This is a genomic window from Glutamicibacter sp. NPDC090743 (assembly GCF_044769125.1).
Classification (GTDB): domain Bacteria; phylum Actinomycetota; class Actinomycetes; order Actinomycetales; family Micrococcaceae; genus Glutamicibacter.
The window spans coordinates 342,974-365,142 of record NZ_JBIVXE010000004.1 but is presented as its reverse complement, the minus strand read 5'-3'; the positions used below and the strand labels follow the sequence as shown (position 1 = coordinate 365,142).

Sequence of the window (22,169 nt, the reverse complement as noted above, 5' to 3'; positions counted from 1 at the left end):
CGTTGGCGGTGTGCAAGCGATCTGTGGATTACTTACTGGAAGTCGGCAGCCGACTTCTCCAAGGTGCTCAGCCACATGCGGCGTGCATCCAGGGCCTCCTGGGCTGTCGCGATCTGCTTGGCGTTGCCCTTGGCCTGTGCTGCTGCCAGATCATCTTCCAAGGCGGAGATGGTGTCCTGCAGCTGCGAGAGCATCGAGTTGGAGCGGGCCTTGGTCTCCGGGTTGGAACGGCGCCACTGCTCGTCCTCGGCCCCCTTGACCGCGTCCTCGACCTGGCGCAGAGCCGACTCGATGCGCTGCAGGTCATTGCGCGGCACCTTGCCGGCAGCTTCCCAACGGGTGCGGATCGAATCCAGCTTGTTCTTGGCAACAGCCAGATCCTTGATGGGAAGCAGCGCGCGCGCCTCTTCCAGCAGGGCTTCCTTCACCATGAGGTTCTGGGAGTACTCTTCATCGATCTTGGCGTTGGCCGCGGCGCGGGCCTGGAAGAAGACATCCTGGGCGGCACGGAAGCGGCTCCAGAGCTGGTCGTCGTCCTTGCGCGAGGCACGGCGCGACTTCTTCCACTCGTCCATGAGCTTGCGGTATTCGGCGGCGGTAGCGGTCCAGTCGGTGGACCCCTGCAGCACCTCGGCGCGAGCGATCAGCTCTTCCTTCACTTCCTTGGCGGCCGCGTTGGTCGAATCCAGCTGCGAGAAGTAGGCCCGGCGATGGCGGTCGAAGGTGGTGCGGGCGGAGCGGAATCGCTTCCACAGCGCATCTTCGGTGGACCGTGGCAGGCGCACCGAGGAACGCTGCGAACCCTTCCAGGCGTCGAACAGCTCGTTCATCGCCGCCGAAGCGGTCTTCCACTGGATCTGCTCCGGGCGCTTGCCGGCCAGCTCTTCAGCCTGTTCGACGATGGCTTCGCGGGCAGCGAGCTGTTCCGCGCGAGCCTCGTCGTTGGCCTTGCGCTGTTCGCTGGTCAATGCCTCGACGGCTACGCGGGCATTCTCGAGGCGCGTTTCCAGCGCCGGGATGTCGCCGACCATATGGCGTTCGGCAACGGTGGCCGAGAGCGCCTGCACAGCCTTGCTGAGCTCGCCGGCCGGGGCCTTGGCAACGACACGCTGCTCCAGGAGCATCAGCTGCGAGAGCGCGTCGTCGTATTTGCGCACGAAGTAGCCCAGGGCTTCGTCCTGCGTTGCGTCGGGGTATTGGCCCACTGGGAATTCGGCGCCGTCAATGATCACGAAGACGTGGCCGTCCTCGGTCACACGGGCGAACTTTGCCGCTTCGTCGAGGGGAGTGGTATGTGCGACGCTTGGCGCTACAACCGGCTTTGCGGCAGGCTTCTGGGCCTGTGGCAATGGGGTCTTCTGGCTGTCGTCGGATTGCTGACTGGTGGTCACCGCTGAAACTCTTTCACTTTACGAGCACTTGCTTTAGCCAACTCTACCTGTGACCTCCGCTTCTTAGTAAGCCGACGTGCACAGGTTTCTCGGGTTTCGGGCTATAAGATGGGTAGGTAGCCCAATTTGCACTAAGGAGTTTCATGGCACGCAAGGCCTCACTATCAGGTTTCCCGGAATGGCTTCCCGCCGAACGGGCAGTTGAACAGCATGTGCTCGATACCTTGCGCCACGTCTTCGAACTGCATGGATTCGCCAACATCGAGACCCGTGCGGTGGAAACCCGAGCGCAACTTCTGCGCAAGGGCGAAATCGACAAGGAAGTCTACGGACTGTCCCGGCTGGCCGCGGAGGATGAGAAGAACGATCCCAACGCGTTGGCCCTGCACTTCGACCTCACCGTGCCTTTCGCGCGCTACGTGGTGGAGAACGCAGGCCACCTGGCCTTCCCCTTCCGCCGCTACCAGATGCAGAAGGTCTGGCGTGGCGAACGCCCGCAGGATGGCCGCTTCCGCGAATTCACCCAGGCCGACATCGATGTCGTGGGCGATGGCACCTTGCCTTTCAGCTACGACGTGGAGCTGGCGCTGACCATTGCCGACGCGCTGTCCGCCCTGCCGATCGGCGATTTCCGCCTGCGGGTGAATAACCGCAAGCTGGCCGAGGGCTTCTACCGCGGCCTGGGCCTGGAAGATCCGGATGCAGTCCTGCGCGCCATCGACAAGCTGGAAAAGATCGGCGATGACGCCGTTGCCAAGATCCTGGTCGAAGAAGTCGGCGCCACCGCGCAGCAGGCCGCCGCCGCCCTGGCCCTGGCCAAGATCCGCACCATGGACACGTCTTTCGCGGAGCAGGTCCGCGCACTGGGCGTCAGCCACGAACTGCTGGATACCGGCTTGGATGAGCTCTCGCAGGTCATCGATGCCGCATCCAAGCGCGCGCCGGGCAAGGTCATGGCCGATTTGTCCATCGCCCGCGGGCTGGACTACTACACCGGCACCGTGTACGAAACCGTGCTGGTGGGCCACGAATCCCTGGGTTCGATCTGCTCGGGCGGGCGCTACGAATCGCTGGCTTCCAAGGGCAAGAAGAACTACCCGGGTGTGGGCTTGTCCATCGGCGTCACCCGCCTGGTCTCGCGCATCCTTGCAGAAGAGTCCGTGACCGCAAGCCGTTCGGTGCCTTCGGTGGTATATGTCACCTTGGCCAACGACGAGTCCTGGCACGAAGCGCAGGATGTAGCCTCGCAGCTGCGCGAGCGCGGCATCGCCTGCGAGGTAGCAGCCAGCGCGGAGAAGTTCGGCAAGCAGATCAAATTCGCTGATCGACGCGGGATTCCGTTCGTCTGGTTCACCCATGCCGATGGCGCCCACGAGGTCAAGGACATCCGCTCCGGCGAGCAGGTCGCCGCGGATCCGTCCACCTGGATGCCGGCCGAAGCGGACCTGAAGATCGCCATCAGCTAGTTCTCGGGCTTGATCGCCCGCCCGCGCACCAATCACGGTGCACTAAACTTCATGGGAAGAAACTTTCCCAACCGACCGAAAGGATCGTAGTGCTACGCACTCATCAGCTGGGCGTCTTGAACGCCGAGCACATTGGACAGCAGGTCACACTCACCGGTTGGGTCGCGCGTCGCCGCGACCACGGTGGTGTCGCCTTCCTGGATTTGCGTGATGCTTCGGGCGTGGCCCAGGTCGTCGTGCGCGATGAAGAGGACTTCCATCCGCTGCGCAATGAGTTCGTGCTGCAGATTCTCGGCACCGTCGAGCGCCGCCCGGAGGGCAACGAGAACCCGAACCTGCCTACCGGGCAGATCGAGGTCATCGCTGAGACCGTGACCGTGCTGAACACCGCAGCCCCGCTGCCATTCCAGGTCGACGAGCACGTCGAGGTCGGCGAGGAAGCGCGCCTGCGCCACCGCTACCTGGACCTGCGCCGCCCGACCCCGGCCCGCAACATCCGCCTGCGCTCCGAGGCCAACCGCGTGGCACGCAACCTGCTGCACGACCAGGGCTACATCGAGATCGAAACCCCGACGCTGACCCGCTCCACCCCGGAAGGCGCCCGCGACTTCGTCGTGCCGGCCCGCCTGACCCCGGGCAGCTGGTACGCCTTGCCCCAGTCCCCGCAGCTGTTCAAGCAGCTGCTGCAGGTCGGCGGCTTCGAGAAGTATTACCAGATCGCCCGCTGCTACCGCGATGAGGACTTCCGCGCGGACCGCCAGCCGGAGTTCACCCAGCTGGACATCGAAGCATCGTTCGTCGAGGAAGATGACATCATCGAGCTCGGCGAAAAGCTGGTCACCGAACTGTGGAACCTGATCGACGTGCAGGTCCCGACCCCGATCCGCCGCATGGCGTACTCGGAGGCCATGGCCAAGTACGGTTCGGACAAGCCGGATCTGCGCTTCGGCCTGGAACTGACCGAAATGACCGAGTACTTCGCGAACACCTCCTTCAAGGTCTTCCAGTCCGAGTACGTCGGCGCCGTGGTCATGCCTGGCGGCGCATCGCAGCCGCGACGCACCCTGGATGCCTGGCAGGAATTCGCCAAGCAGCGCGGTGCCAAGGGCCTTGCCTACGTGCTGATCAAGGAAGATGGCGAGCTGGCTGGCCCAGTGGCCAAGAACCTGTCCGACGAAGAGAAGGCCGGACTGGCCGCAGCTACCGGCGCAGCCGCCGGAGACTGCATCTTCTTCTCCGCCGGCAAGAAGAACGAATCCCGCGCACTGCTCGGTTCGGTCCGTGTCGAGATCGGCCACCGCACCGGCCTGATCAAGGAAGGCGACTGGGCCTTCGTCTGGATCGTCGACGCACCGATGTTCGAAGCTGCCTCCGACGCTGTCGCTTCGGGTGACGTGGCCGTGGGCGCTGGCGCTTGGACCGCTGTGCACCACGCGTTCACCAGCCCCAAGCCGGAGTTCATGGACACCTTCGACACCGATCCTGCATCGGCCCTGTCCTACGCCTACGACATTGTCTGCAACGGCAACGAAATCGGCGGCGGTTCGATCCGTATCCACCAGCGCGACGTCCAGGAACGCGTCTTCAAGCTCATGGGCGTAACCCAGGAGCAGGCTGACACCCAGTTCGGCTTCCTGCTCGAGGGCTTCAAGTACGGCGCCCCACCGCATGGCGGCATCGCTCTGGGTTGGGACCGCGTGCTGCAGCTGCTGACCAACTCGGAGTCCATCCGCGACGTCATCGCCTTCCCGAAGACCGGTGGCGGTTTCGATCCGCTGACCGCGGCTCCTGCGCCAATCACCCCGCAGCAGCGCAAGGAAGCAGGCATCGACTTCAAGCCTGAGAAGAAGAAGGCCGAAGAGAACGAAGCCAAGTAGGCTCACGCAGCTTCGCAATGCCGGATGGAACGCTTGAATGCGTTCCATCCGGCTTCTTTTTAACCTGGAATTAGCTCTTTTGGTGGACTATGAGTGTTTTTAATACTAGGTTTGTTTTTGACTTAGTTTGCAGAACCAGTTCTCACGACCACTTTGGAGCGATACGTGCCAGCAGAAGAACCACACGATATCATCGAACGTTACCCAGAAGCGGACCAGGAATGGGCTAAAACCTTTTTCGCTTCAATGGTGTGGAACGACCTCACCAATGCGCAGGTGGCGCTCGAACTGGACCGCACCCTGAGCATGGTTCGCGATAGCGGGCAGCGGGCCGAGGAACTCTTTGGCCATTCGGGCGAATATGGTGCGACGCGGGCTCAATGTCTATTGACGCCAGAGCAACGCGCGGACGCGGAACTTCCCGTCGAATCAAGTACTGCGCTATTGGCGGTTGTTGGGATGCTTGTTGGCCTGCTGTGCACTGGATTTGGAATCTGGATTGGGTTCCGCGATGGGTGGACCTCGAGTTCGTGGCACTACTGGCAGCTTTCTGCTCTAACTGCCGGGGCAGGGATCGCACTATCGGGATACCTGTGGTGGTTTAACCGATTGAAGGGGAAATTCGGCCTGTCCTGGATACTGGGACCGGTAGGTATCCTCGTGTCGGTTGGAGCTGCCGCTCTAATCGTGCAGATAGGAGGAAGCAATAATCTGCTGCCCCTGCCAAATTGGTTAGCTCCAATTCTTGGCGCAGCGCTGGTGGTTGCTTGCTTCTATCTGATGCCTGCCTATAAAGCGCAGAAAGCCGCTGGCGGGCAACAAATCCTTCTCGGCACCGACGAGTGGTTCGCGGAAACCACCAGACTGCTGCGCGGACGCTACGGCATGAGTCACAAGGAAGCCAACGAGTCGCTGAGTACTGCGCGAGAACATCTCGATGATGCGGCGACCCGAGGCGAAAAAGCTGACCCAAACCTTGAATTCGGAACGCCCAATGAATTCGTGATTGGGCTGGCAGTGAACACCGAAAAGGCGCTCAAGCGTCGTTGGCTTCTACGCCGCATGGCCACCTTGGCCGTAGTCGCTTTATTCGTGGTCGGCGCGGTCGCTGGCCTGATGGATCCAGCGCGAAATGGCGGGGATATTTTCTTTGGGGTCGCAGTGCTGGTGTTTGCCGCGGTGAGCGTTTACGAGCTGCGTCCGGCTGACCGCAAGGCCTACGTCCAAGAGAAGCTCAAGGAACGAGCAGCCAATGCCCGGGCACTGCAGGAGCGCGACGATGACTAAGCCCGAAGGCTTTCGGGGTAGCTGGCAACGCGCCATGTTGCCGATGCTCTTACTCGCCGAACTCTCGGCTGGCCAGGCCCACGGTTATGCACTGGCGAAATCCCTGCAGGAACGCGGTTTCGGGCCGATCAAGGGAGCCACGCTCTACCCCGCACTGGCCAAACTCGAGGCCTCGGGTTTTGTTGAAACCCGCTGGGAAGAAGGCCAAGGTGGCCCGGGGCGAAAGGTCTACGAACTCTCCGCCACCGGCCGGGTGGAACTAGCCGAGCAACGAGCCAGCTTCGAACAACTGACCCAACTGGTACAAAGCACCGGCCGCTAGGGGAGGTCTGCCGAGTCTACGATCATCGTGAACGGTCCGGTATTGGTCAGCGAGACATTCATCATCGCGCCAAATACACCGGTCTGAACGCTCGCACCCAATTCGCGCAGGTGCTCCACGAAGTAGTCGTACAGAGGTTCGCTGATAGGACCGGGTGCCGCATTGGACCAGGATGGGCGGCGGCCCTTGCGCACCGAACCGTACAGGGTGAACTGGCTGATCACTAGCAGTGGTGCATTCACCCCGGCTGCGGAGGTTTCATCCTCCATGATCCGCAGCTGCCAGATCTTTTCGGCCACCTTGCGTGCGATCGCCTGATCATCCTCATGGGTCACCCCAAGTAGGATCACCAAACCGGGGGAGTCGAGCTGGCCGGTAATCTGCCCTTCAACCTCAACATGGGCGGTGGAAGCGACCTGGACGACAGCGCGCATATGGCGGACCTTTCAAAAGACGGTGGGGCTTCCAGAATATCGGTAGGCTTAGGGGGTGAGCGATTTGTTCGATTCCCTGTCCGATGAGCCACGCGATGCGCGTGAGCCCCAAGTCAACCGGCCCCGTCCGCCACTGGCGGTGCGCATGCGCCCGAAGACCTTGGATGAGCTCGTCGGCCAACAACACCTGCTAGGCCCGGGTTCACCCTTGCGGCAGCTGGCCGAAAACCCTGAAACCGGGTTGGCTGGACCTGCCAGTGTGATCCTCTATGGCCCTCCGGGAATTGGCAAAACCACCATCGCCCACGTGATCGCCCGCGCCACCGACCGCAAATTCGTGGAACTTTCGGCCATCACCGCCGGTGTCAAAGATGTCCGGCGAGTCATCGAACAGGCCAAGGATGACCGCGATCTGCGCGGGATTACCACCGTGCTCTTCCTCGACGAGATCCACCGCTTCAACAAGGCCCAGCAGGACGCACTGCTGCCCGGCGTGGAAAACCGTGTCGTCGTCCTGGTAGCTGCGACGACGGAAAATCCCTCCTTCTCGGTGATCTCGCCGCTGCTTTCGCGCTCTTTGCTGCTGACCTTGCGTCCGCTGACCGACGGCGACCTGTCCACCTTGCTCGAGCGCGCTGTGGCCGACGAGCGGGGTTTCGACGGCCAGGTGCTCCTCAAGGAGGAGCAGCGCGACGCCATTGTCCGCCTGGCCCAGGGCGATGCCCGACGCTCGCTGACCGTGCTGGAAGCAGCCGGCGCGGTGGCTTGGAACGCCGCGGGCGCCGGCATCGATCCACCGGTGCTGATTACGGACGACCATGTGCAGCTGGCCATGGACCAGGCGGTCCAGCGCTACGACAAGGATGGCGACCAGCACTACGACATCATCTCCGCGTTCATCAAGTCCGTCCGCGGTTCGGATGTGGACGCGGCCCTGCACTACCTGGCGCGAATGCTCTCTGCGGGGGAGGACCCCCGGTTCATCGCCCGCCGCCTGATGATCTCGGCCTCGGAGGATATCGGCATGGCCGATCCCACCGCACTTCCCGTTGCCGTAGCAGCCGCCCAATCGGTGCAGCTCACCGGCATGCCGGAAGCACGGATCATGCTCGGGCAGGCAACGGTTCATCTGGCTACGGCCCCGAAGTCCAACGCCTCGTACAATGCGATCAACGCCGCCCTGGCCGACGTATCCGAAGGCAAGGGATCGCTGGTTCCCGACCACCTGCGTGACGCGCACTATCCCGGCGCCAAGCAGCTGGGCCATGGCGTGGGCTACATCTACGCCCATGATGCTCCGCACTCCATCGCAACCCAGCAGTACCTGCCCGATGATCTGGTGGGCACCGACTACTACACGCCGACCAATAACGGTGCGGAAAAAACCATAGGGTCCCGCCTGTCCCGTTTGCGTGAAATCATCCGGGGCAAGGATCCGCAGCGCTCCAAGGGCAAGCGCTGATTGTGCGCTAGGCCTCAGAGAAAGCTGCTGCCGTTTCGTGTAAACTTGATCTTTGGCTGGCAAGCCTTGTCCCGCATTCGAGTCATCGAGCGTGGAGGCAGGGTTGAAGTGAAGCAGGGACGCGACGCCCACACACTCTCCCACCTGGAGGCCAGTAGATACCGTCGCTAATCGAAAGGGACACATTATGGCTAACGCCCGTGCCCGCCGCACCGTACGCCTTTCGCGTGCGCTCGGCCTTGCATTGACTCCAAAAGCTGAAAAGTACATGGAGCGCCGTCCATACGGTCCAGGCCAGCACGGCCGCGCCCGTAAGAAGCAGGACAGCGACTACGCAGTACGTCTGCGCGAAAAGCAGCGTTTGCGTGCCCAGTACGGCATCCGCGAAGCTCAGATGCTGAGCGCCTTCAAGGAAGCTAAGCGCCTCGGCGGCGAAACCGGCGGTAACCTGCTGGCTCTGCTCGAGTCCCGTCTGGATGCCCTGGTTCTGCGTGCAGGCTTCGCCCGCACCATCCAGCAGGCCCGCCAGATGGTTGTTCACCGCCACATCCTGGTCAACGGCCAGCGTGTAGACCGTCCGTCCTTCAAGGTACAGCCGGGTCAGCTGATCCACGTACACGAGAAGAGCGAGAAGATGGTTCCATTCCAGATGGCTGCAGCAGGTGAGCACTCGAAGGTGCTGCCAGCCGCTCCTGCTTACCTGGACGTAAAGCTGGAAGCCCTCCAGGCTACCTTCGTGCGCACCCCAGAGCGCACCGAAATCCCAGTGACCTGCGAAGAGAACCTCGTGGTCGAGTACTACGCACGCTAAATCCGTGCGCTAGTTCCAAGCCCGCAACCGGAAACGGTTGCGGGCTTGTCGCTTAACTACCTATCTGGGCTCTGACTTCGATAAGGTGGACTGGCACCAAAAACCCAAAGCAGAAGAGGAAGCACATGTCGGGTTCGGATATTGCAGGGCTCATCGCCGCCGGCGCGTTTGTTGTACTAGTTGTGCTGCTGGCAGTGCCGATCATTAAGTTGGGCAAGGTGTTCGACGAGCTGCGCAAATCGATCAAGGACCTGGCTGACGGAACCACTCCGCTGATCGGCGAAGTCGCCAACACCGTGGCGACCACCAACGACCAGCTCAAGAAGGTCGATGCCATCACCAGCAACGTTTCTGACACCACCGCCAATGTGTCCGCGCTGTCCTCGCTGGTAGCAGCCACCGTTGGCAAACCGCTGATCAAGGTTGCCGCGTTCACCGAAGGCGTGAAGGTCGCGATGAACACCAAGCCAAGCGGCAAGGCTCGCCGCAGCCGCTAAGCAAGCAACGCTGTTTGATCGAACACGTATCGGCGCGCTGAATAGGATACGGCCAACTGGTGGCCGCCAAGGAGACTAGAATGAAAAAGCTCTTGTGGGTTTCGATTGGAGTGGGCGTTGGCGTGCTCGCGTCCAAGAAATACGCTGAAGTTTCATCCGGGGCGGCGCTAAACCGCCAGGTCGGCAAGTACACCGACCGCGCCTCGGAATATTGGGAAGCCTTCCGCCAAGGAATGAGCTCCCGCGAAGAAGAATTACGTTCCGCCTTGGGCGTGGACGCCGCTAAGTGAAGGGATCATCCGTAACACGATGAAAACGCAGGAAATTGCCCGTCGTTGGGTCGACTTTTTCGTCTCGAAGGGCCATACGGCGGTACCTAGTGCCTCGCTGGTCTCGGCCGACCCTTCGCTGTTGTTCACGGTGGCCGGCATGGTCCCGTTCATCCCTTACCTCACCGCGCGCGAAGAGCCCCCGTACTCCCGTGCGACCTCCGTGCAGAAGTGCATCCGCACCGGCGATATCGAAGAAGTGGGCAAGACCGCGCGTCACGGCACCTTCTTCCAGATGTGCGGCAACTTCTCCTTCGGCGACTACTTCAAGAACGAAGCCATCCACTTCGCCTGGGAGCTGCTGACCAGCTCCGTCGAAGACGGAGGCTACGGCCTGGACAAGGAACGCCTGTGGGTCACCGTCTACGAAGACGGAGACGAGAAGGACCTTGAAGCCCGCCGCATCTGGGAAGAAGAGATCGGCATGCCTACCGAGCGCGTCGTAGGCACCGGCAAGGAAGACAACTACTGGAATACCGGCCAGCCCGGCCCCGGCGGTCCATGCTCCGAGATCTACTACGACCGCGGCCCCGCCTACGGTGTCGAGGGCGGCCCAGCGGTCGACGAGACCCGCTACGTGGAAATCTGGAACCTCGTGTTCATGCAGTACCGACTCTCCGCGGTACGTTCCAAGACCGACTTCGATGTGGCCGGCGAACTGCCCAAGCGCAACATCGATACCGGCCTGGGCCTGGAACGACTAGCCATGATCCTGCAGGGCGTCGAGAACATGTACGAGACCGACCAGGTCCGTCCGGTGCTCGACAAGGCCGCCGAGCTTGCCGGCGTCACCTACACCTCCACCGAGGATCCAGCCGACCCGAACCACGCCACCGACGTGCGCCTGCGCATGATCGCGGACCACATCCGCTCCTCGCTGATGCTGATCTCCGACCAGGTCACCCCGGGCAATGAAGGCCGCGGCTATGTGCTGCGCCGGCTGATCCGCCGTGCCGTGCGCGCAATGCGCCTGATGGGCGTGGACACCGAGGTGCTCCCCGAGCTGCTCCCGGTATCGCGCGACGCCATGAAGGGCGTCTACCCCGAGGTGGAGGCCGATTTCGAGCGCATTGCCCGCATCGCCTACGCCGAAGAGCGCGCTTTCCGCCGCACCATCGCTTCGGGCACCACCCGCCTGGACGAGGCACTGGGCCACGCCAAGGAGGAAGGCAAGAACCTCTCGGGCGATGACGCCTTCACCCTGCACGACACCTTCGGCTTCCCGATCGACCTCACCTTGGAGATCGCCGCCGAAGCAGGCCTGTCCGTTGACGAGTCGCGTTTCCGCGAACTGATGAACGAGCAGCGCACCCGCGCCCAGAAGGACGCCAAGGCCAAGAAGGCCGGCCACGCCGACCTGTCGGTGTACACCCAGCTGGCCGAGGCCGGCAACGTGCACTTCACCGGCTATGACACCCTCGAAGGCGAATCCTCCATCCGCGGCATCATCCGCGATGGCCAGGTTGTGCCATTCGCCGAGCAGGGCCAGGAAATCGACCTGGTGCTGAACGAAACACCGTTCTATGCCGAGTCCGGCGGCCAGGCAGGCGACAGCGGCCTGATCACCGGCGACGGCTTCGTGCTGGAAGTCACCGACGTGCAGGCCCCGGTCAAGGGCCTGAACGTGCACAAGGTCATCGTGCGCGAAGGCGAATTGCCAGCCGAAGCACTGGTTCGGACCCAGGTCGACGCGGTGCGCCGCCGCTCCGGCGAGCAGGCGCACTCCGCCACCCACCTGGTGCACGCCGCGCTGCGCGAGCTGCTTGGCCCAACGGCCACCCAGGCCGGTTCCTTCAACAAGGCCGGCTACCTGCGCTTCGACTTCTCCTGGGCCGAGGCGCTATCCGCCGCGGCACGCAGCGAAGTCGAAGAGGTAGTGAACCTGGCCATCGCCTCGAACTACCAGGTCGTCACCAATGAGATGGCACTGTCCGAGGCGAAGAAGCTGGGCGCCATGAGCCTGTTCGGGGAGAAGTACTCCAACGACGTGCGCGTGGTCGAGATGAACGGCGACTGGTCGCGCGAGCTGTGCGGCGGTACCCACGTGGACACCACCGCGCGCATCGGCCAGCTGACCTTGCTCTCGGAGGCTTCGGTCGGTTCGGGCAATCGCCGCGTCGAGGCCCTGGTCGGCATGGAAGCCTTCCGCCACGGAGCCGCCGAGCGCGCCCTGGTTTCCGAGCTCTCGGGCCTGTTCCGCGTTCCATCCAGCCAGGTGTCCGAGCGCGTCAACGACACCGTTGCCAAGCTGAAGGCCGCCGAGAAGCAGATCGCCGAGCTCAAGAGCCAGGCCATGCTGGCCCAGTCCGCAGCGCTGCTGCAGAAGGTCGCCACCATCGGCAGCACCCGACTGCTGGCCCACAACGCCGGGCAGATCGACTCGGCTGACGCCCTGCGCATCATGGCACTGGACCTGCGCGCCAAGCTGGGTTCCGAAGCCGCAGTCATCGTGCTGATCGGCGTGGCCAACGGCCGCCCGCTGGTGCTGGCTGTGACCAACGACGAGGCCCGCGCCAACGGCTTCAAGGCCGGCGCGCTGGTGCGCACCGCTACCGGCGTGCTCGGCGGCGGAGGCGGCGGCAAGGACGATATGGCACAGGGCGGTGGCCAGGACGCATCGAAGATCGATGACGCACTGGCTGCAATCCAGGCGGCACTGGCCAATGGCTAATGCCGCTCTCGGCGTCGACGTGGGCCTGGCCCGCGTCGGCGTCGCCGCATCTGATCCCTCCGGAATCCTCGCCACTCCGGTGATGACCCTGCGCCGGGATGCGAAGAAGAACTCGGATCTGCGGATGCTTCTGCGCATCATTGCCGATCGCGGCGTCACCGAGGTATTCATCGGGGAGCCGAAATCACTGGCTGGAAACGCGACCGAATCCACTAAAATGGCACGTGACTACGCGATTGCCTTGGCTCAGGAAGCTGCAAGCGCTAATATCGAGCTTGAGGTTTTCATGGTCGACGAACGCCTGAGCACCGTGAACGCGCATCGCTCGTTGCACGCCTCGGGCAAGAAGATGGAAGATCACCGCAAGGTGGTCGACCAGGTCGCGGCCACTGAGATCTTGCAGCAAGTGCTGGAAATGCGACGCAACAATGTGCGCGTACAAGCCAGCCGGATTGTGCTGCGCTAGCCCACAACCGCTAGGGCACCACAAAGACCCGAGAGATGAGAGTTGATGCGAGAAGAAGCCCGCCATGAACGGCAACGCGAAACGCATCGCGCGCTATACGAACGCTTTGCCGCCGGCACTGGCTTGCCGATCGAACAACCCTCAGAACCGGAACTGACCGGCACCGGGCATTACCGCCAATCGCTGGCGGCGGCCGAGGACAGCTGGCAGGAGCCCGCAGACCAGGAAGCCCCGGACGGGGAAGGAACCGACGCCAGGTTCCTCCCCGCCCAGGCAGCCGCCGCCTCCGATGCGCCAGCATTTGCCGGGCACGAGGATGCCGCCCAGGAGCACTACCCGGAAGAGCCCGAAGCCGCGCAGCAGTCCGCGGTGCTCAGCGGCGATCCCCACGATGACCAAGCTGCCCAGGCCGCCGCCGCCGGCAAGGCCCAGCGGCGCAAGCGCACCAAGCGCAAGCGCAACCTGGTCATGCTGGCCACCGTGCTGATCTTCGCACTGGTGGTCGCCGGCTCGGTCTACTTCGTCAAGTCCGTGCTCAAGCAGTTCAACCCGGACGACTATCCAGGCCCAGGCGGCGCCGCGGTGGAATTCACCGTGGAAGATGGCTGGGGCTTGAAGATCATTTCGCGCAAGCTCGAAGAGCTCGATGTCGTCTCCAGCGACGGCCTGTTCACCGACGCCGTCGCGGACTCCGAAGCGCAGAGCAAGCTGATCCACCCCGGCACCTACCTGCTCAAGAAGCAGATGCCAGCGGCCGACGCGGCAGATATCCTCGTGAACCAGCGTCCGGACAAGGTCTTCTACATCGGGCTGAAGGCCAATATGCGCCTGGACGCGGCGATCAAGGAGATTGCCAAGGGCTCGGGCCTGGCGGAAAAGGATCTGCAGGAGCTGGCCAAGAAGCCGCAGCAATTCGGCCTGCCTGCCTCGGTGCCGAGCCTCGAAGGCTGGCTGCACCCGGGGGAGTACCGCTTCCCGCTGAACTCCGACGCTGAAGAAGTCCTGGGCGAACTGGTCAAAGCCACCAAGGCTTCCCTGGAGCAGGCCGGCATCACCGACCTCGAAGAGGGCTACCGCACCCTGAAGGTCGCCTCGATCCTGCAGGCCGAGGCACGCACCCCGGACTACGCCACGGTCGCCGGCGCGATCGAGAACCGCCTGGACCCGGGCAACCGCGAAACCCACGGGCTGCTGCAGGTCGACTCCTCGGTGATCTACGGGCTGGACCGCTACTCGCTGCAGTTCAGCGCCCAGGAGAAGCAGGACGCGTCGAACAAGTACAACACCTATGTGCACACCGGCCTGCCGCCAACCCCCTTGGGCTCGCCGGCGAATTCCGCGATCGAGGCTGCTGCCCATCCGGAAAGCAACGGCTACTACTACTGGGTGACGGTCAACATCGAAACCGGTGAAACCAAGTTCGCCTCGACCTACGCTGAGCACCGGCAGAACCAGGCGGAATTCCGCGCCTGGTGCAACCAGAATCCAGGAGTCTGCTAGCGCGGATTCCCGTGCTTGCCAGTCGCGCTGCTGCCGCTGTGCGGGCAGCCACAAGCAGAAAGTCCATGAAGCCATGAAGCAGGCAGCCGTTCTCGGCCACCCCATCAGCCACTCCAAGTCGCCGGTGCTGCACCGCGCCGCCTACCAGCTGCTCGGCGTGCCGATCAGCTACAGCGCGATCGATCTGGAACCGGGGGATGCTGCCGGGCACGCGGCCGCGCTGCGCGCAGGAAACTGGGCGGGCTGCTCGGTCACCATGCCGCTGAAGGATGCGTTCGTGCCGCAGATGGACGAGCTATCCGCCCGCGTGCAACGCCTTGGTGCGCTGAACACCGTGGTGGTCCGCGAAGACGGCACCCTCTACGGGGAAAACACCGACATCGACGGCCTGGTCCAGGCCCTGGCGGATTTCGGGCTCGCCCGCAGCGCGCAAGCGATGGTCCTGGGTTCGGGCAACACCGCGCTGGCCGCCATCGAGGCCGCCGCAGAAGTCGGCGCCCGGCAGCTGACGCTGGTCGTGCGCGCAGCCCCCCGTGCCGCCCGCGCTGTCGAATTGGCCCGGGAGCTCGGGATGGAAACGTTCGTCCACGAGATTTCGGAGATCGGCCAGGAGCTGGCCGCCACGCTCAACGAGATTCCGCTGGTCTTCTCCACCCTGCCGCCGCACGCGGCCGATGACTGGGTGCCGGCGATCGGCGCAGGCACCGGAATCCTGCTGGATGTCGCCTACGATCCGTGGCCTTCGGCCCTGGCCCGGTCTTGGCAGGGAACCGTGATCAGCGGGCTGCACATGCTGGTGCACCAGGCGGTGGAACAAGTGCGGCTCTTCAGCGCCGGTGCATGGGAGGAATCGCGTCGCATGGACGTCACAAATGCGATGTATGACTCTTTGGGTCTGGCCCGACACCAGTAATCAGTTCGTGCCATGGCAAAATAGATGACATGTTGCGTTGGTTGACCGCGGGCGAATCGCATGGCCCGGCACTTGTTGGAATTCTCGAAGGACTACCCGCCGGAGTATCGGTGGATAGCGAAGCAGTGCGAGAGGCACTGGCGCGCCGACGCCTCGGCTATGGCCGCGGCGCGCGCATGAAGTTTGAAAAGGACCAGGTCACCTTCCTTGGCGGTGTCCGCCATGGCAAGACCCAGGGCGGCCCGGTAGCCATTGAAATCGGCAACACCGAATGGCCCAAGTGGGAACGCGTGATGAACGCTGATCCGGTGGACCTGGATGAACTGGCCTCGATGGCGCGCAATGCGCCACTGACCCGGCCGCGTCCGGGGCACGCCGATTTCACCGGCATGCAGAAGTACGGCTTCGAGGACGCCCGCCCGATCCTGGAGCGCGCCAGCGCCCGCGAAACCGCGGCCCGTGTCGCCTTGGGCACCGTGGCTTCCCGTTTCCTGAACGACTTGGGCATCCAGCTCGTTTCGCACACCACCGCCGTCGGCTCCGTGGCTGCTCCAGCCGATGCGCCGCTTCCCACGGCCGCCGACGTTGCGGCGCTGGATAACGACCCGCTGCGCTGCTTCCACCAGGAAACCAGCGAGTCGATGGTCGCCGAAGTCGATGACGCGCACAAGGCAGGGGAGACCCTGGGCGGCATCGTCGAGGTCCTGGCCTACAACCTGCCTCCGGGCATCGGCTCCTACGTGCACTGGGACCGCCGCCTGGACGCACGCCTGGCCGCGGCCCTGATGGGCATCCAGGCAATCAAGGGCGTGGAGGTCGGCGACGGCTTCGCCACGGCCGCCCGCCGCGGCTCGGCCGCCCACGACGAGATCGTGCACGCCGAAGACGGCAGCATCAAGCGCAACTCGAACCGCGCCGGCGGCATCGAGGGCGGCATGAGCATTGGCGAGGTGCTGCGCGTGCGCGCCGGCATGAAGCCGATCGCCACCGTGCCCCGCGCCTTGCGCACCGTGGACACCGCCACCGGCGAGGACACCACCGCGCACCACCAGCGTTCGGATGTCTGTGCGGTGCCGGCAGCCGGCGTCGTGGCAGAAGCAATGGTCGCCCTGGTGCTCGCCCAGTCCCTGCTGGAGAAGTTCGGCGGCGACTCGGTGGCCGAAACCAAGCGCAATATCGAGTCCTACCTGGCGAACATCCCGGGCAACCTGGGTTCGACCGGCGTCTAGGAAGCGCGCTTCAATGATCTACCTCATTGGTCCGATGGCCAGTGGCAAGTCCACCGTGGGCAAGTCACTGGCCACGGCCCTTTCTACGAGCTTTGCGGATTCGGACGCGGCCATCGTCGCCCACCATGGAACCATCGCGCAGATCTTCGCCGAGCACGGCGAAGCGCATTTCCGCGACCTGGAAGTCCAGGCGCTGTGCCGGCTGCGCACCGGCGTGGTCGCCACCGGGGGAGGCGCAGTGCTGCGCGAAGAGAACCAGCAGCTGCTTTCGCGCGGGACGGTGATCTACCTGGAGCTGGGTGAACAGGCCGCAGCCGAGCGCATCAAGGGCGACGGGCACCGCCCGCTGCTGGCTGGTGACCAAGCCCTCAACAGCTGGATCTCCGTTTACGAAAAACGCCGCCCCATCTACGAAATGCTCGCTGACGTGCACGTTCTGGTGGATGGAAAGTCCGTTCCGCAAATTATCGACGAGCTTTTGCCGCAGCTGGACGCCCTGTGATTAGCCTCACGAGATGCAACTTCTGGCCGAACGCACGCGTACGCTAGAAAAATCACCACCATCAGGAGGAACTAGACTGATGCCTATCGCACCGACCACTCTGAAGGTCACCGGAAGCACCCCAGGGGAGTCATACCCTGTCATGGTCGGCAACGGCCTGCTGGGCCACTTGCCCGAACTGCTTGGCCCCGCGGTCAAGAAGGTCCTGGTCATCCACCCGCGGGCCCTGCGCGCCACCGGCGACGTCGTGCGCGACGAACTGGCGAAGTCCGGCCTGGAAGCATTGACCGCAGAGATTCCGGACGCCGAAGAAGGCAAGCACATCCAAGTCGCGTCCTTCTGCTGGGAAGTGCTGGGCAAGAACGATTTCACGCGTTCCGATGCCGTGATCTCCGTGGGCGGCGGCGCCGTCACCGACGTCGCAGGTTTTGTCGCAGCCACCTGGCTGCGCGGCGTGAAGGTCATCCATATCCCTACCTCGCTGCTGGCCATGGTCGACGCTGCCGTAGGCGGCAAGACCGGGATCAACACCGCCGAAGGCAAGAACCTGGTTGGCGCCTTCCACCCGCCAGCAGGCGTGCTCGCCGATCTGGACGCGCTGGCCACCTTGCCGAAGAACGAGCTGGTGACCGGCATGGCCGAGATCGTCAAGTGCGGATTCATCGCCGACGAGCGCATCCTGGAACTGATCGAAGAAGATCCAGCCGATGCCATCGACCCGGCCAGCGACCGCTTGCGCGAACTGGTCGAGCGCACCATCGCGGTGAAGGTCGACGTGGTTTCCCGCGACCTGAAGGAAGCCGGCGACCGCGAATTCCTGAACTACGGCCACACCCTGGCCCACGCCATCGAGCTGTCCGAACGCTACCAGATGCGCCACGGTGCCGCCGTGTCCATCGGGCTGGCCTTCGCCGCCGAATTGGGCCGCTCGGTTGGCTACACCTCCGACGCGGTGGCCGATCGCCACGTCGCGATCCTCAAGTCCCTTGGCCTGCCGACCACCTACCGCAATGACCGCTGGGCTGCACTGCTCGATGGCATGAAGCGCGACAAGAAGGCCCGCGGCAGCCAGCTGCGCTTCGTCGTGCTGGAAGAAATCGGCAAGCCGCGCATCTACGAAGTCCCCGATAACTCGCTGCTCTTCGCCGCCTACCAGGAAATCGGAGAGTAACTACATGGTCGACTACACCGCATACGCCATTGACGTCGCATCGGTAAACCGCGAAGGTGTCGGCACCGCCGTAGAGGGCGTGCTGATCGACCCCCAAACGCTGAAGCCCTACATCGCCGACGAGGCCGCGGCCGAGCAGCAGCTGCTGGTCGGTTCCCCTACCGACCAGGTCATGGTGCTGCTGGCGCGTGGGGAGCTGGTGAAAGCCGGCGAGCTGATCGCTGAATCGCGTTTCGTGGATCCAACCAACGCCCACCTGCGCGTGCTGGACACCGAGCTGACCCGCATGCAGGGCGACTTCGATCGCGCGATCAACCGCCTGCGCAAGCTGGCCGAGGAATTCGCCGGCACGGCATACGAGCCGCTGATCCACCACCACGCTGGCCTGTCCTTCTTCGCGAAGGGCGATTTCAAGGCGGCGGCAACCCGTTTCCGCAAGGCCCTCGATCTGCGCATCGCGCTGGACGACGACGCGTACCTGGTCAACGCCGCAAGCACCTGCATGCAAATTGCCGAGGAGCGCGCCGCGCAGTAATGCGCGCCACCGTGTGAAACCCTTTGTACCGCATGGTGCGTAGGGTAAACTTGGAGATGGATTTTTGATAATGCCGGCGCTAGCTGGCGAAAATAGAGGATTGAGGAACCGTGGCGGATACAACTGACATCAAGAATGGACAGGTCATCAAGATCGATGGCCAGCTTTGGACCATCATTGACTTCCAGCACGTCAAGCCAGGCAAGGGCGGCGCATTCGTTCGCACCAAGATGCGCAACGTCATGTCCGGGAAGGTCTTGGACAAGACCTACAACGCTGGCACCAAGATCGAGCTGGCCACCGTTGACCGCCGCGACTACCAGTACCTCTACCAGGATGGCGAAGACTACGTCTTCATGAACCTGGAAGATTACGACCAGATCACCGTGTCCGGCACCACCGTTGGCGATGCAGCAGGCTTCCTGCTGGAGAACCAGGAACTGACCATCGCCATGTACGATGGCAGCCCGCTGTACCTGGAACTGCCAGCTTCGGTCATCCTGGAAATCACCTACACCGAGCCAGGCCTGCAGGGCGACCGCTCGTCGGCTGGCACCAAGCCGGCAACCCTGGAAACCGGCAAGGAAATCCAGGTTCCGCTGTTCGTTGAGCAGAACACCAAGGTCAAGGTCGACACCCGCACCGGCGACTACCTGGGTCGTGTCAACTAGTGAGAGCCCGCGCCAAAGCCCGTCGCCGAGCTCTTGAGTTCCTGTTCGAAGCCGAAGCCCGCGATGTCAATCCGCTGGCCGTAGCCATCGCACGACGGGAAAACTCGGATATCGTACTCAACGAGTACTCGCTGACGATCATCGAAGGCGTTACCGCACACCTGGACCGCATTGACGAAGTTCTCGAGAGCTACGTCAAGGACTGGACCATCGAGCGCATGCCAGCGGTTGACCGCAGCGCACTGCGCATCGGTGTGTGGGAGCTGCTTTACAACGATGACGTTCCCGATGCAGTAGCCGTGGCTGAAGCCGTGGTGAACGTCCGGGAATTGTCCACCGATGAATCGCCGGAGTTCGTCAATGGCGTTTTGGGTCGCATCCAGAGCGTCAAGGACACCCTGGTCGACTAATTCGATCCTCATCATTCCGAGCCCGGGCCGGAACCCCTTTCATGGGGTTCCGGCCCCGACTTTTTTGCGTTAAGCCGTTGCCTGTCGCGGCTCGGCCCCGGGCAGGATCACGGCGAAGCAGGCGGAGCGGGCTACCTGCACGGCGACCTGCTGGCCGCGGGCTCGAATGCCGGGGGCTGGATGCTTTGCTGCTGTCCACGCGTTCGGTTCTGCTTTCCACGCTCGGACTGCTTGTCCTGCCGCACCATCTAGGTGAAGCGGAGCGGAACTGGGACCTGGATATCCCGGGCTGATCCGGCGGGCAGGAACTCGGGTCCGCCGGGATCCGAGTTCGACGGAGCGGCGCAAATCCTGCACGAGCAGTACGCGCGGCATAGCGGGCCTGCGGATCTGCTGCGCGAATGCCTTGCCCGGGCCTGCGGGCCGATCATGCACGAGGAATCCCGGGCCCACGCCACTTCGCGGGTGTGTCGATCGCAACACATCTGCGCGCGGGGCCAAGGCCAAGCGCAGGGATCTGCGTGGTTCTGCCGGTCGCACGAAGCCGCCGGCCGATCGCTGTGACCGATCCCATGCCCTATTCAGTGTCATGCATAGGTTTCCGCTAGGGAATCAGCTCCCGCTCGTGATAATTTGAGTTAGCAATATTCCTTTAAATCCCGTCCCGTGAGGCGGAGAAGGGAGAGGTGCACAGCATGAATGAAAATTCAGTGCCAGATGCTGCCCGCACGGTATTAACCGGCGACGACATCGAACGTGTACTCACTCGCGTAGCCTTCGAAATCATCGAGGCCAACAAGGGCACCGACGACCTGGTGCTCCTAGGCATTCCCAGCCGGGGTTTCCCGCTGGCACAGCGGCTGGCAGCGCGAATCGCGGCTACCGCCCCGGGCAACCTGGACCCGGCATCCCTGGTAGGCCAGCTCGACATCACCATGTACCGTGATGATCTGCGCCACTCCACTACCCGCACCCCGTCGCCGACGCGCCTGCCAGCAGGCGGCATCGAAGGCAAGGTCGTGGTCCTGGTTGACGACGTCCTGTACTCCGGACGCACCATCCGCGCCGCCCTGGATGCCCTGGCAGACTGGGGCCGCCCCCGCATCGTGCGGCTGGCCGTCCTGGTTGACCGCGGGCATCGGGAACTGCCGATCCGCGCCGATCATGTGGGCAAGAACCTGCCGACAGCCAAGAGCGAAAAGGTGCGCGTGCACTTGGCGGAAATCGATGGGAAAAACGAAGTCGTGATCGAGGGCGCCGCGTGAAACACCTGCTATCCACCGCGGACCTGACCCGCGAAGAAGCCATCGCCATCCTTGATATTGCCGAAGAGATGCGCGAGTCCTCGACCCGTGCCATCAAGAAGCTTCCGGCCCTGCGCGGTCGCACCGTGGTGAACCTCTTCTTCGAGGACTCCACCCGCACCCGGATTTCCTTCGAGGCCGCCGCCAAGCGATTGAGCGCGGACGTCATCAATTTCTCGGCCAAGGGCTCGAGCGTTTCCAAGGGCGAGTCCCTGAAGGATACCGCCCAGACCCTGTTGGCCATTGGTGCCGACGCAGTGGTCATCCGCCACCCGGATTCCGGCGCCCCGGCCCGGCTAGCGGCCACGGACTGGATTGGCCTGCCCATCGTCAATGCAGGCGACGGCACGCACGAGCATCCCACCCAGGCGCTGCTGGACGCATTCACCCTGCGCCGCCAGGTGGCATTGCGCGATGGCACCAGCCCGGCAGGCCGCGGCCTGGACGGACTGAAGGTCGCGATCGTCGGGGATATCCTGCATTCACGCGTGGCCCGCTCCAACCTGTGGCTGCTGAACACCCTCGGTGCCGAAGTGACGATGGTGGCCCCTCCGACCCTGCTGCCTTTCGGCGCCGGCTCCTGGCCCTGCGCCATCAGCTACGACCTGGATGCAGTGATCGCCTCGGGGGTTGACGCGCTGATGATGCTGCGCGTGCAGGGCGAGCGGATGAACGCCGCCTACTTCCCGAACCCCCGCGAATACTCGCGCTACTGGGGACTGGACGATGCGCGCCTGGCGCAATTGGACGCCTCGGGCGCCGAAACCCTGATCATGCACCCGGGCCCGATGAACCGCGGCCTGGAAATCTCCTCGGCTGCCGCGGATTCGCCGCGCTCCACCGTGCTCGACCAGGTCACCAATGGCGTGGCCGTGCGCATGGCCAGCCTCTACATGCTCCTCTCCGGCGACCTGATCTGAA

The 22,169-nt window shown here is 63.6% G+C and carries 22 protein-coding genes; 20 read left to right on the top strand and 2 right to left on the bottom strand.

All coding sequences use genetic code 11. The features are described from left to right. Nucleotides 1–32: 32 nt before the first annotated feature. On the bottom strand, nt 33–1,391 hold the full coding sequence (locus ACIQTS_RS10450) for a DUF349 domain-containing protein (protein WP_402473226.1): 1,359 nt from the start codon (nt 1,389–1,391) through the stop codon (nt 33–35). Nucleotides 1,392–1,534: 143 nt separating this feature from the next. Here ACIQTS_RS10450 and hisS point away from each other — a divergent pair, with 143 nt between their 5' ends. The 4 genes from hisS (at nt 1,535) to ACIQTS_RS10430 (ending at nt 6,343) form a co-directional block, all read left to right on the top strand. Next, a complete protein-coding gene (gene hisS, locus ACIQTS_RS10445) occupies nt 1,535–2,857 on the top strand; it encodes a histidine--tRNA ligase (protein WP_402473223.1) in 1,323 nt (440 codons plus the stop codon). Between the two features lie 89 nt (nt 2,858–2,946). Further along, nucleotides 2,947–4,734 (top strand): aspartate--tRNA ligase, encoded by a 1,788-nt coding sequence (aspS, locus tag ACIQTS_RS10440; protein WP_402473220.1) that lies wholly within the window; start codon nt 2,947–2,949, stop codon nt 4,732–4,734. A 165-nt stretch (nt 4,735–4,899) separates the two neighbouring features. Further along, nucleotides 4,900–6,021: a hypothetical protein gene (locus ACIQTS_RS10435; RefSeq protein WP_402473217.1), complete on the top strand. Its 1,122-nt coding sequence runs from the start codon at nt 4,900–4,902 to the stop codon at nt 6,019–6,021. Continuing rightward, on the top strand, nt 6,014–6,343 hold the full coding sequence (locus ACIQTS_RS10430; RefSeq protein ID WP_402473214.1) for a PadR family transcriptional regulator: 330 nt from the start codon (nt 6,014–6,016) through the stop codon (nt 6,341–6,343). Before ACIQTS_RS10435 ends, ACIQTS_RS10430 begins: the two co-directional genes overlap by 8 nt. Here the strand turns inward: ACIQTS_RS10430 and dtd are convergent. Then, complete coding sequence (gene dtd / locus ACIQTS_RS10425) at nt 6,340–6,777, bottom strand: D-aminoacyl-tRNA deacylase (protein WP_105658289.1); 438 nt, start codon at nt 6,775–6,777, stop codon at nt 6,340–6,342. The genes ACIQTS_RS10430 and dtd overlap by 4 nt on opposite strands. Nucleotides 6,778–6,832: 55 nt before the next feature. Between dtd and ACIQTS_RS10420 the strand changes: the two genes are divergently transcribed. The 16 genes from ACIQTS_RS10420 to ACIQTS_RS10345 all read left to right on the top strand — a co-directional run bounded on the left by ACIQTS_RS10420 (nt 6,833) and on the right by ACIQTS_RS10345 (nt 22,168). Then, nucleotides 6,833–8,239 carry a replication-associated recombination protein A gene (locus tag ACIQTS_RS10420; protein ID WP_400289235.1) on the top strand — a complete coding sequence of 469 codons (1,407 nt, stop codon included), beginning with the start codon at nt 6,833–6,835 and terminating at the stop codon, nt 8,237–8,239. A 184-nt stretch (nt 8,240–8,423) separates the two neighbouring features. After that, a complete protein-coding gene (rpsD, locus tag ACIQTS_RS10415) occupies nt 8,424–9,050 on the top strand; it encodes a 30S ribosomal protein S4 (protein WP_105658291.1) in 627 nt (208 codons plus the stop codon). A gap of 125 nt (nt 9,051–9,175) precedes the next feature. Next, nucleotides 9,176–9,547, top strand: coding sequence for a DUF948 domain-containing protein (locus ACIQTS_RS10410; RefSeq protein WP_400289118.1), 372 nt, complete (start codon nt 9,176–9,178; stop codon nt 9,545–9,547). A gap of 80 nt (nt 9,548–9,627) precedes the next feature. Next, nucleotides 9,628–9,837: a hypothetical protein gene (locus ACIQTS_RS10405; RefSeq protein WP_105658293.1), complete on the top strand. Its 210-nt coding sequence runs from the start codon at nt 9,628–9,630 to the stop codon at nt 9,835–9,837. 19 nt (nt 9,838–9,856) lie between these two features. Next, entirely contained in the window at nt 9,857–12,547 is a 2,691-nt protein-coding gene (gene alaS, locus ACIQTS_RS10400; protein WP_402473209.1) for an alanine--tRNA ligase, read from the top strand. Beyond that, nucleotides 12,540–13,013 carry a Holliday junction resolvase RuvX gene (ruvX, locus tag ACIQTS_RS10395; RefSeq protein ID WP_219844133.1) on the top strand — a complete coding sequence of 158 codons (474 nt, stop codon included), beginning with the start codon at nt 12,540–12,542 and terminating at the stop codon, nt 13,011–13,013. Before alaS ends, ruvX begins: the two co-directional genes overlap by 8 nt. Nucleotides 13,014–13,058: 45 nt before the next feature. Further along, nucleotides 13,059–14,513, top strand: a complete 1,455-nt coding sequence (mltG, locus tag ACIQTS_RS10390) for an endolytic transglycosylase MltG (RefSeq protein ID WP_402473206.1) — start codon at nt 13,059–13,061, stop codon at nt 14,511–14,513. Between the two features lie 73 nt (nt 14,514–14,586). Next, entirely contained in the window at nt 14,587–15,426 is an 840-nt protein-coding gene (locus tag ACIQTS_RS10385) for a shikimate dehydrogenase family protein (RefSeq protein WP_400289111.1), read from the top strand. A gap of 29 nt (nt 15,427–15,455) precedes the next feature. Continuing rightward, nucleotides 15,456–16,655, top strand: coding sequence for a chorismate synthase (gene aroC / locus ACIQTS_RS10380; protein WP_402473204.1), 1,200 nt, complete (start codon nt 15,456–15,458; stop codon nt 16,653–16,655). Between the two features lie 13 nt (nt 16,656–16,668). Beyond that, a complete protein-coding gene (locus ACIQTS_RS10375; protein ID WP_105658299.1) occupies nt 16,669–17,157 on the top strand; it encodes a shikimate kinase in 489 nt (162 codons plus the stop codon). Nucleotides 17,158–17,236: 79 nt separating this feature from the next. Beyond that, entirely contained in the window at nt 17,237–18,328 is a 1,092-nt protein-coding gene (aroB, locus tag ACIQTS_RS10370) for a 3-dehydroquinate synthase (RefSeq protein ID WP_105661293.1), read from the top strand. A gap of 4 nt (nt 18,329–18,332) precedes the next feature. Then, nucleotides 18,333–18,863: a tol-pal system YbgF family protein gene (locus ACIQTS_RS10365; protein ID WP_105658301.1), complete on the top strand. Its 531-nt coding sequence runs from the start codon at nt 18,333–18,335 to the stop codon at nt 18,861–18,863. A gap of 110 nt (nt 18,864–18,973) precedes the next feature. Beyond that, nucleotides 18,974–19,534, top strand: coding sequence for an elongation factor P (gene efp, locus ACIQTS_RS10360; RefSeq protein WP_013349066.1), 561 nt, complete (start codon nt 18,974–18,976; stop codon nt 19,532–19,534). Next, entirely contained in the window at nt 19,534–19,944 is a 411-nt protein-coding gene (nusB, locus tag ACIQTS_RS10355) for a transcription antitermination factor NusB (protein ID WP_105658302.1), read from the top strand. The genes efp and nusB overlap by 1 nt, the downstream gene beginning before the upstream one ends. A gap of 695 nt (nt 19,945–20,639) precedes the next feature. Then, on the top strand, nt 20,640–21,209 hold the full coding sequence (gene pyrR, locus ACIQTS_RS10350) for a bifunctional pyr operon transcriptional regulator/uracil phosphoribosyltransferase PyrR (protein WP_105658359.1): 570 nt from the start codon (nt 20,640–20,642) through the stop codon (nt 21,207–21,209). After that, a complete protein-coding gene (locus tag ACIQTS_RS10345) occupies nt 21,206–22,168 on the top strand; it encodes an aspartate carbamoyltransferase catalytic subunit (RefSeq protein ID WP_105658303.1) in 963 nt (320 codons plus the stop codon). The genes pyrR and ACIQTS_RS10345 overlap by 4 nt, the downstream gene beginning before the upstream one ends. The last annotated feature ends 1 nt before the right edge of the window (nt 22,169 follow it).

What these genes read in the sequence shown, in the direction of transcription:
- hisS (WP_402473223.1), top strand. Translation starts at nt 1,535, where the DNA reads ATGGCACGCAAGGCCTCACTATCAGGTTTCCCGGAATGGCTTCCCGCC.
- ACIQTS_RS10430 (WP_402473214.1), top strand. Translation starts at nt 6,014, where the DNA reads ATGACTAAGCCCGAAGGCTTTCGGGGTAGCTGGCAACGCGCCATGTTG.
- dtd (WP_105658289.1), bottom strand. Translation starts at nt 6,777, where the DNA reads ATGCGCGCTGTCGTCCAGGTCGCTTCCACCGCCCATGTTGAGGTTGAA.
- ACIQTS_RS10410 (WP_400289118.1), top strand. Translation starts at nt 9,176, where the DNA reads ATGTCGGGTTCGGATATTGCAGGGCTCATCGCCGCCGGCGCGTTTGTT.
- ACIQTS_RS10405 (WP_105658293.1), top strand. Translation starts at nt 9,628, where the DNA reads ATGAAAAAGCTCTTGTGGGTTTCGATTGGAGTGGGCGTTGGCGTGCTC.
- alaS (WP_402473209.1), top strand. Translation starts at nt 9,857, where the DNA reads ATGAAAACGCAGGAAATTGCCCGTCGTTGGGTCGACTTTTTCGTCTCG.
- ruvX (WP_219844133.1), top strand. Translation starts at nt 12,540, where the DNA reads ATGGCTAATGCCGCTCTCGGCGTCGACGTGGGCCTGGCCCGCGTCGGC.
- mltG (WP_402473206.1), top strand. Translation starts at nt 13,059, where the DNA reads ATGCGAGAAGAAGCCCGCCATGAACGGCAACGCGAAACGCATCGCGCG.
- ACIQTS_RS10385 (WP_400289111.1), top strand. Translation starts at nt 14,587, where the DNA reads ATGAAGCAGGCAGCCGTTCTCGGCCACCCCATCAGCCACTCCAAGTCG.
- aroC (WP_402473204.1), top strand. Translation starts at nt 15,456, where the DNA reads ATGTTGCGTTGGTTGACCGCGGGCGAATCGCATGGCCCGGCACTTGTT.
- ACIQTS_RS10375 (WP_105658299.1), top strand. Translation starts at nt 16,669, where the DNA reads ATGATCTACCTCATTGGTCCGATGGCCAGTGGCAAGTCCACCGTGGGC.
- aroB (WP_105661293.1), top strand. Translation starts at nt 17,237, where the DNA reads ATGCCTATCGCACCGACCACTCTGAAGGTCACCGGAAGCACCCCAGGG.
- ACIQTS_RS10365 (WP_105658301.1), top strand. Translation starts at nt 18,333, where the DNA reads ATGGTCGACTACACCGCATACGCCATTGACGTCGCATCGGTAAACCGC.
- pyrR (WP_105658359.1), top strand. Translation starts at nt 20,640, where the DNA reads ATGAATGAAAATTCAGTGCCAGATGCTGCCCGCACGGTATTAACCGGC.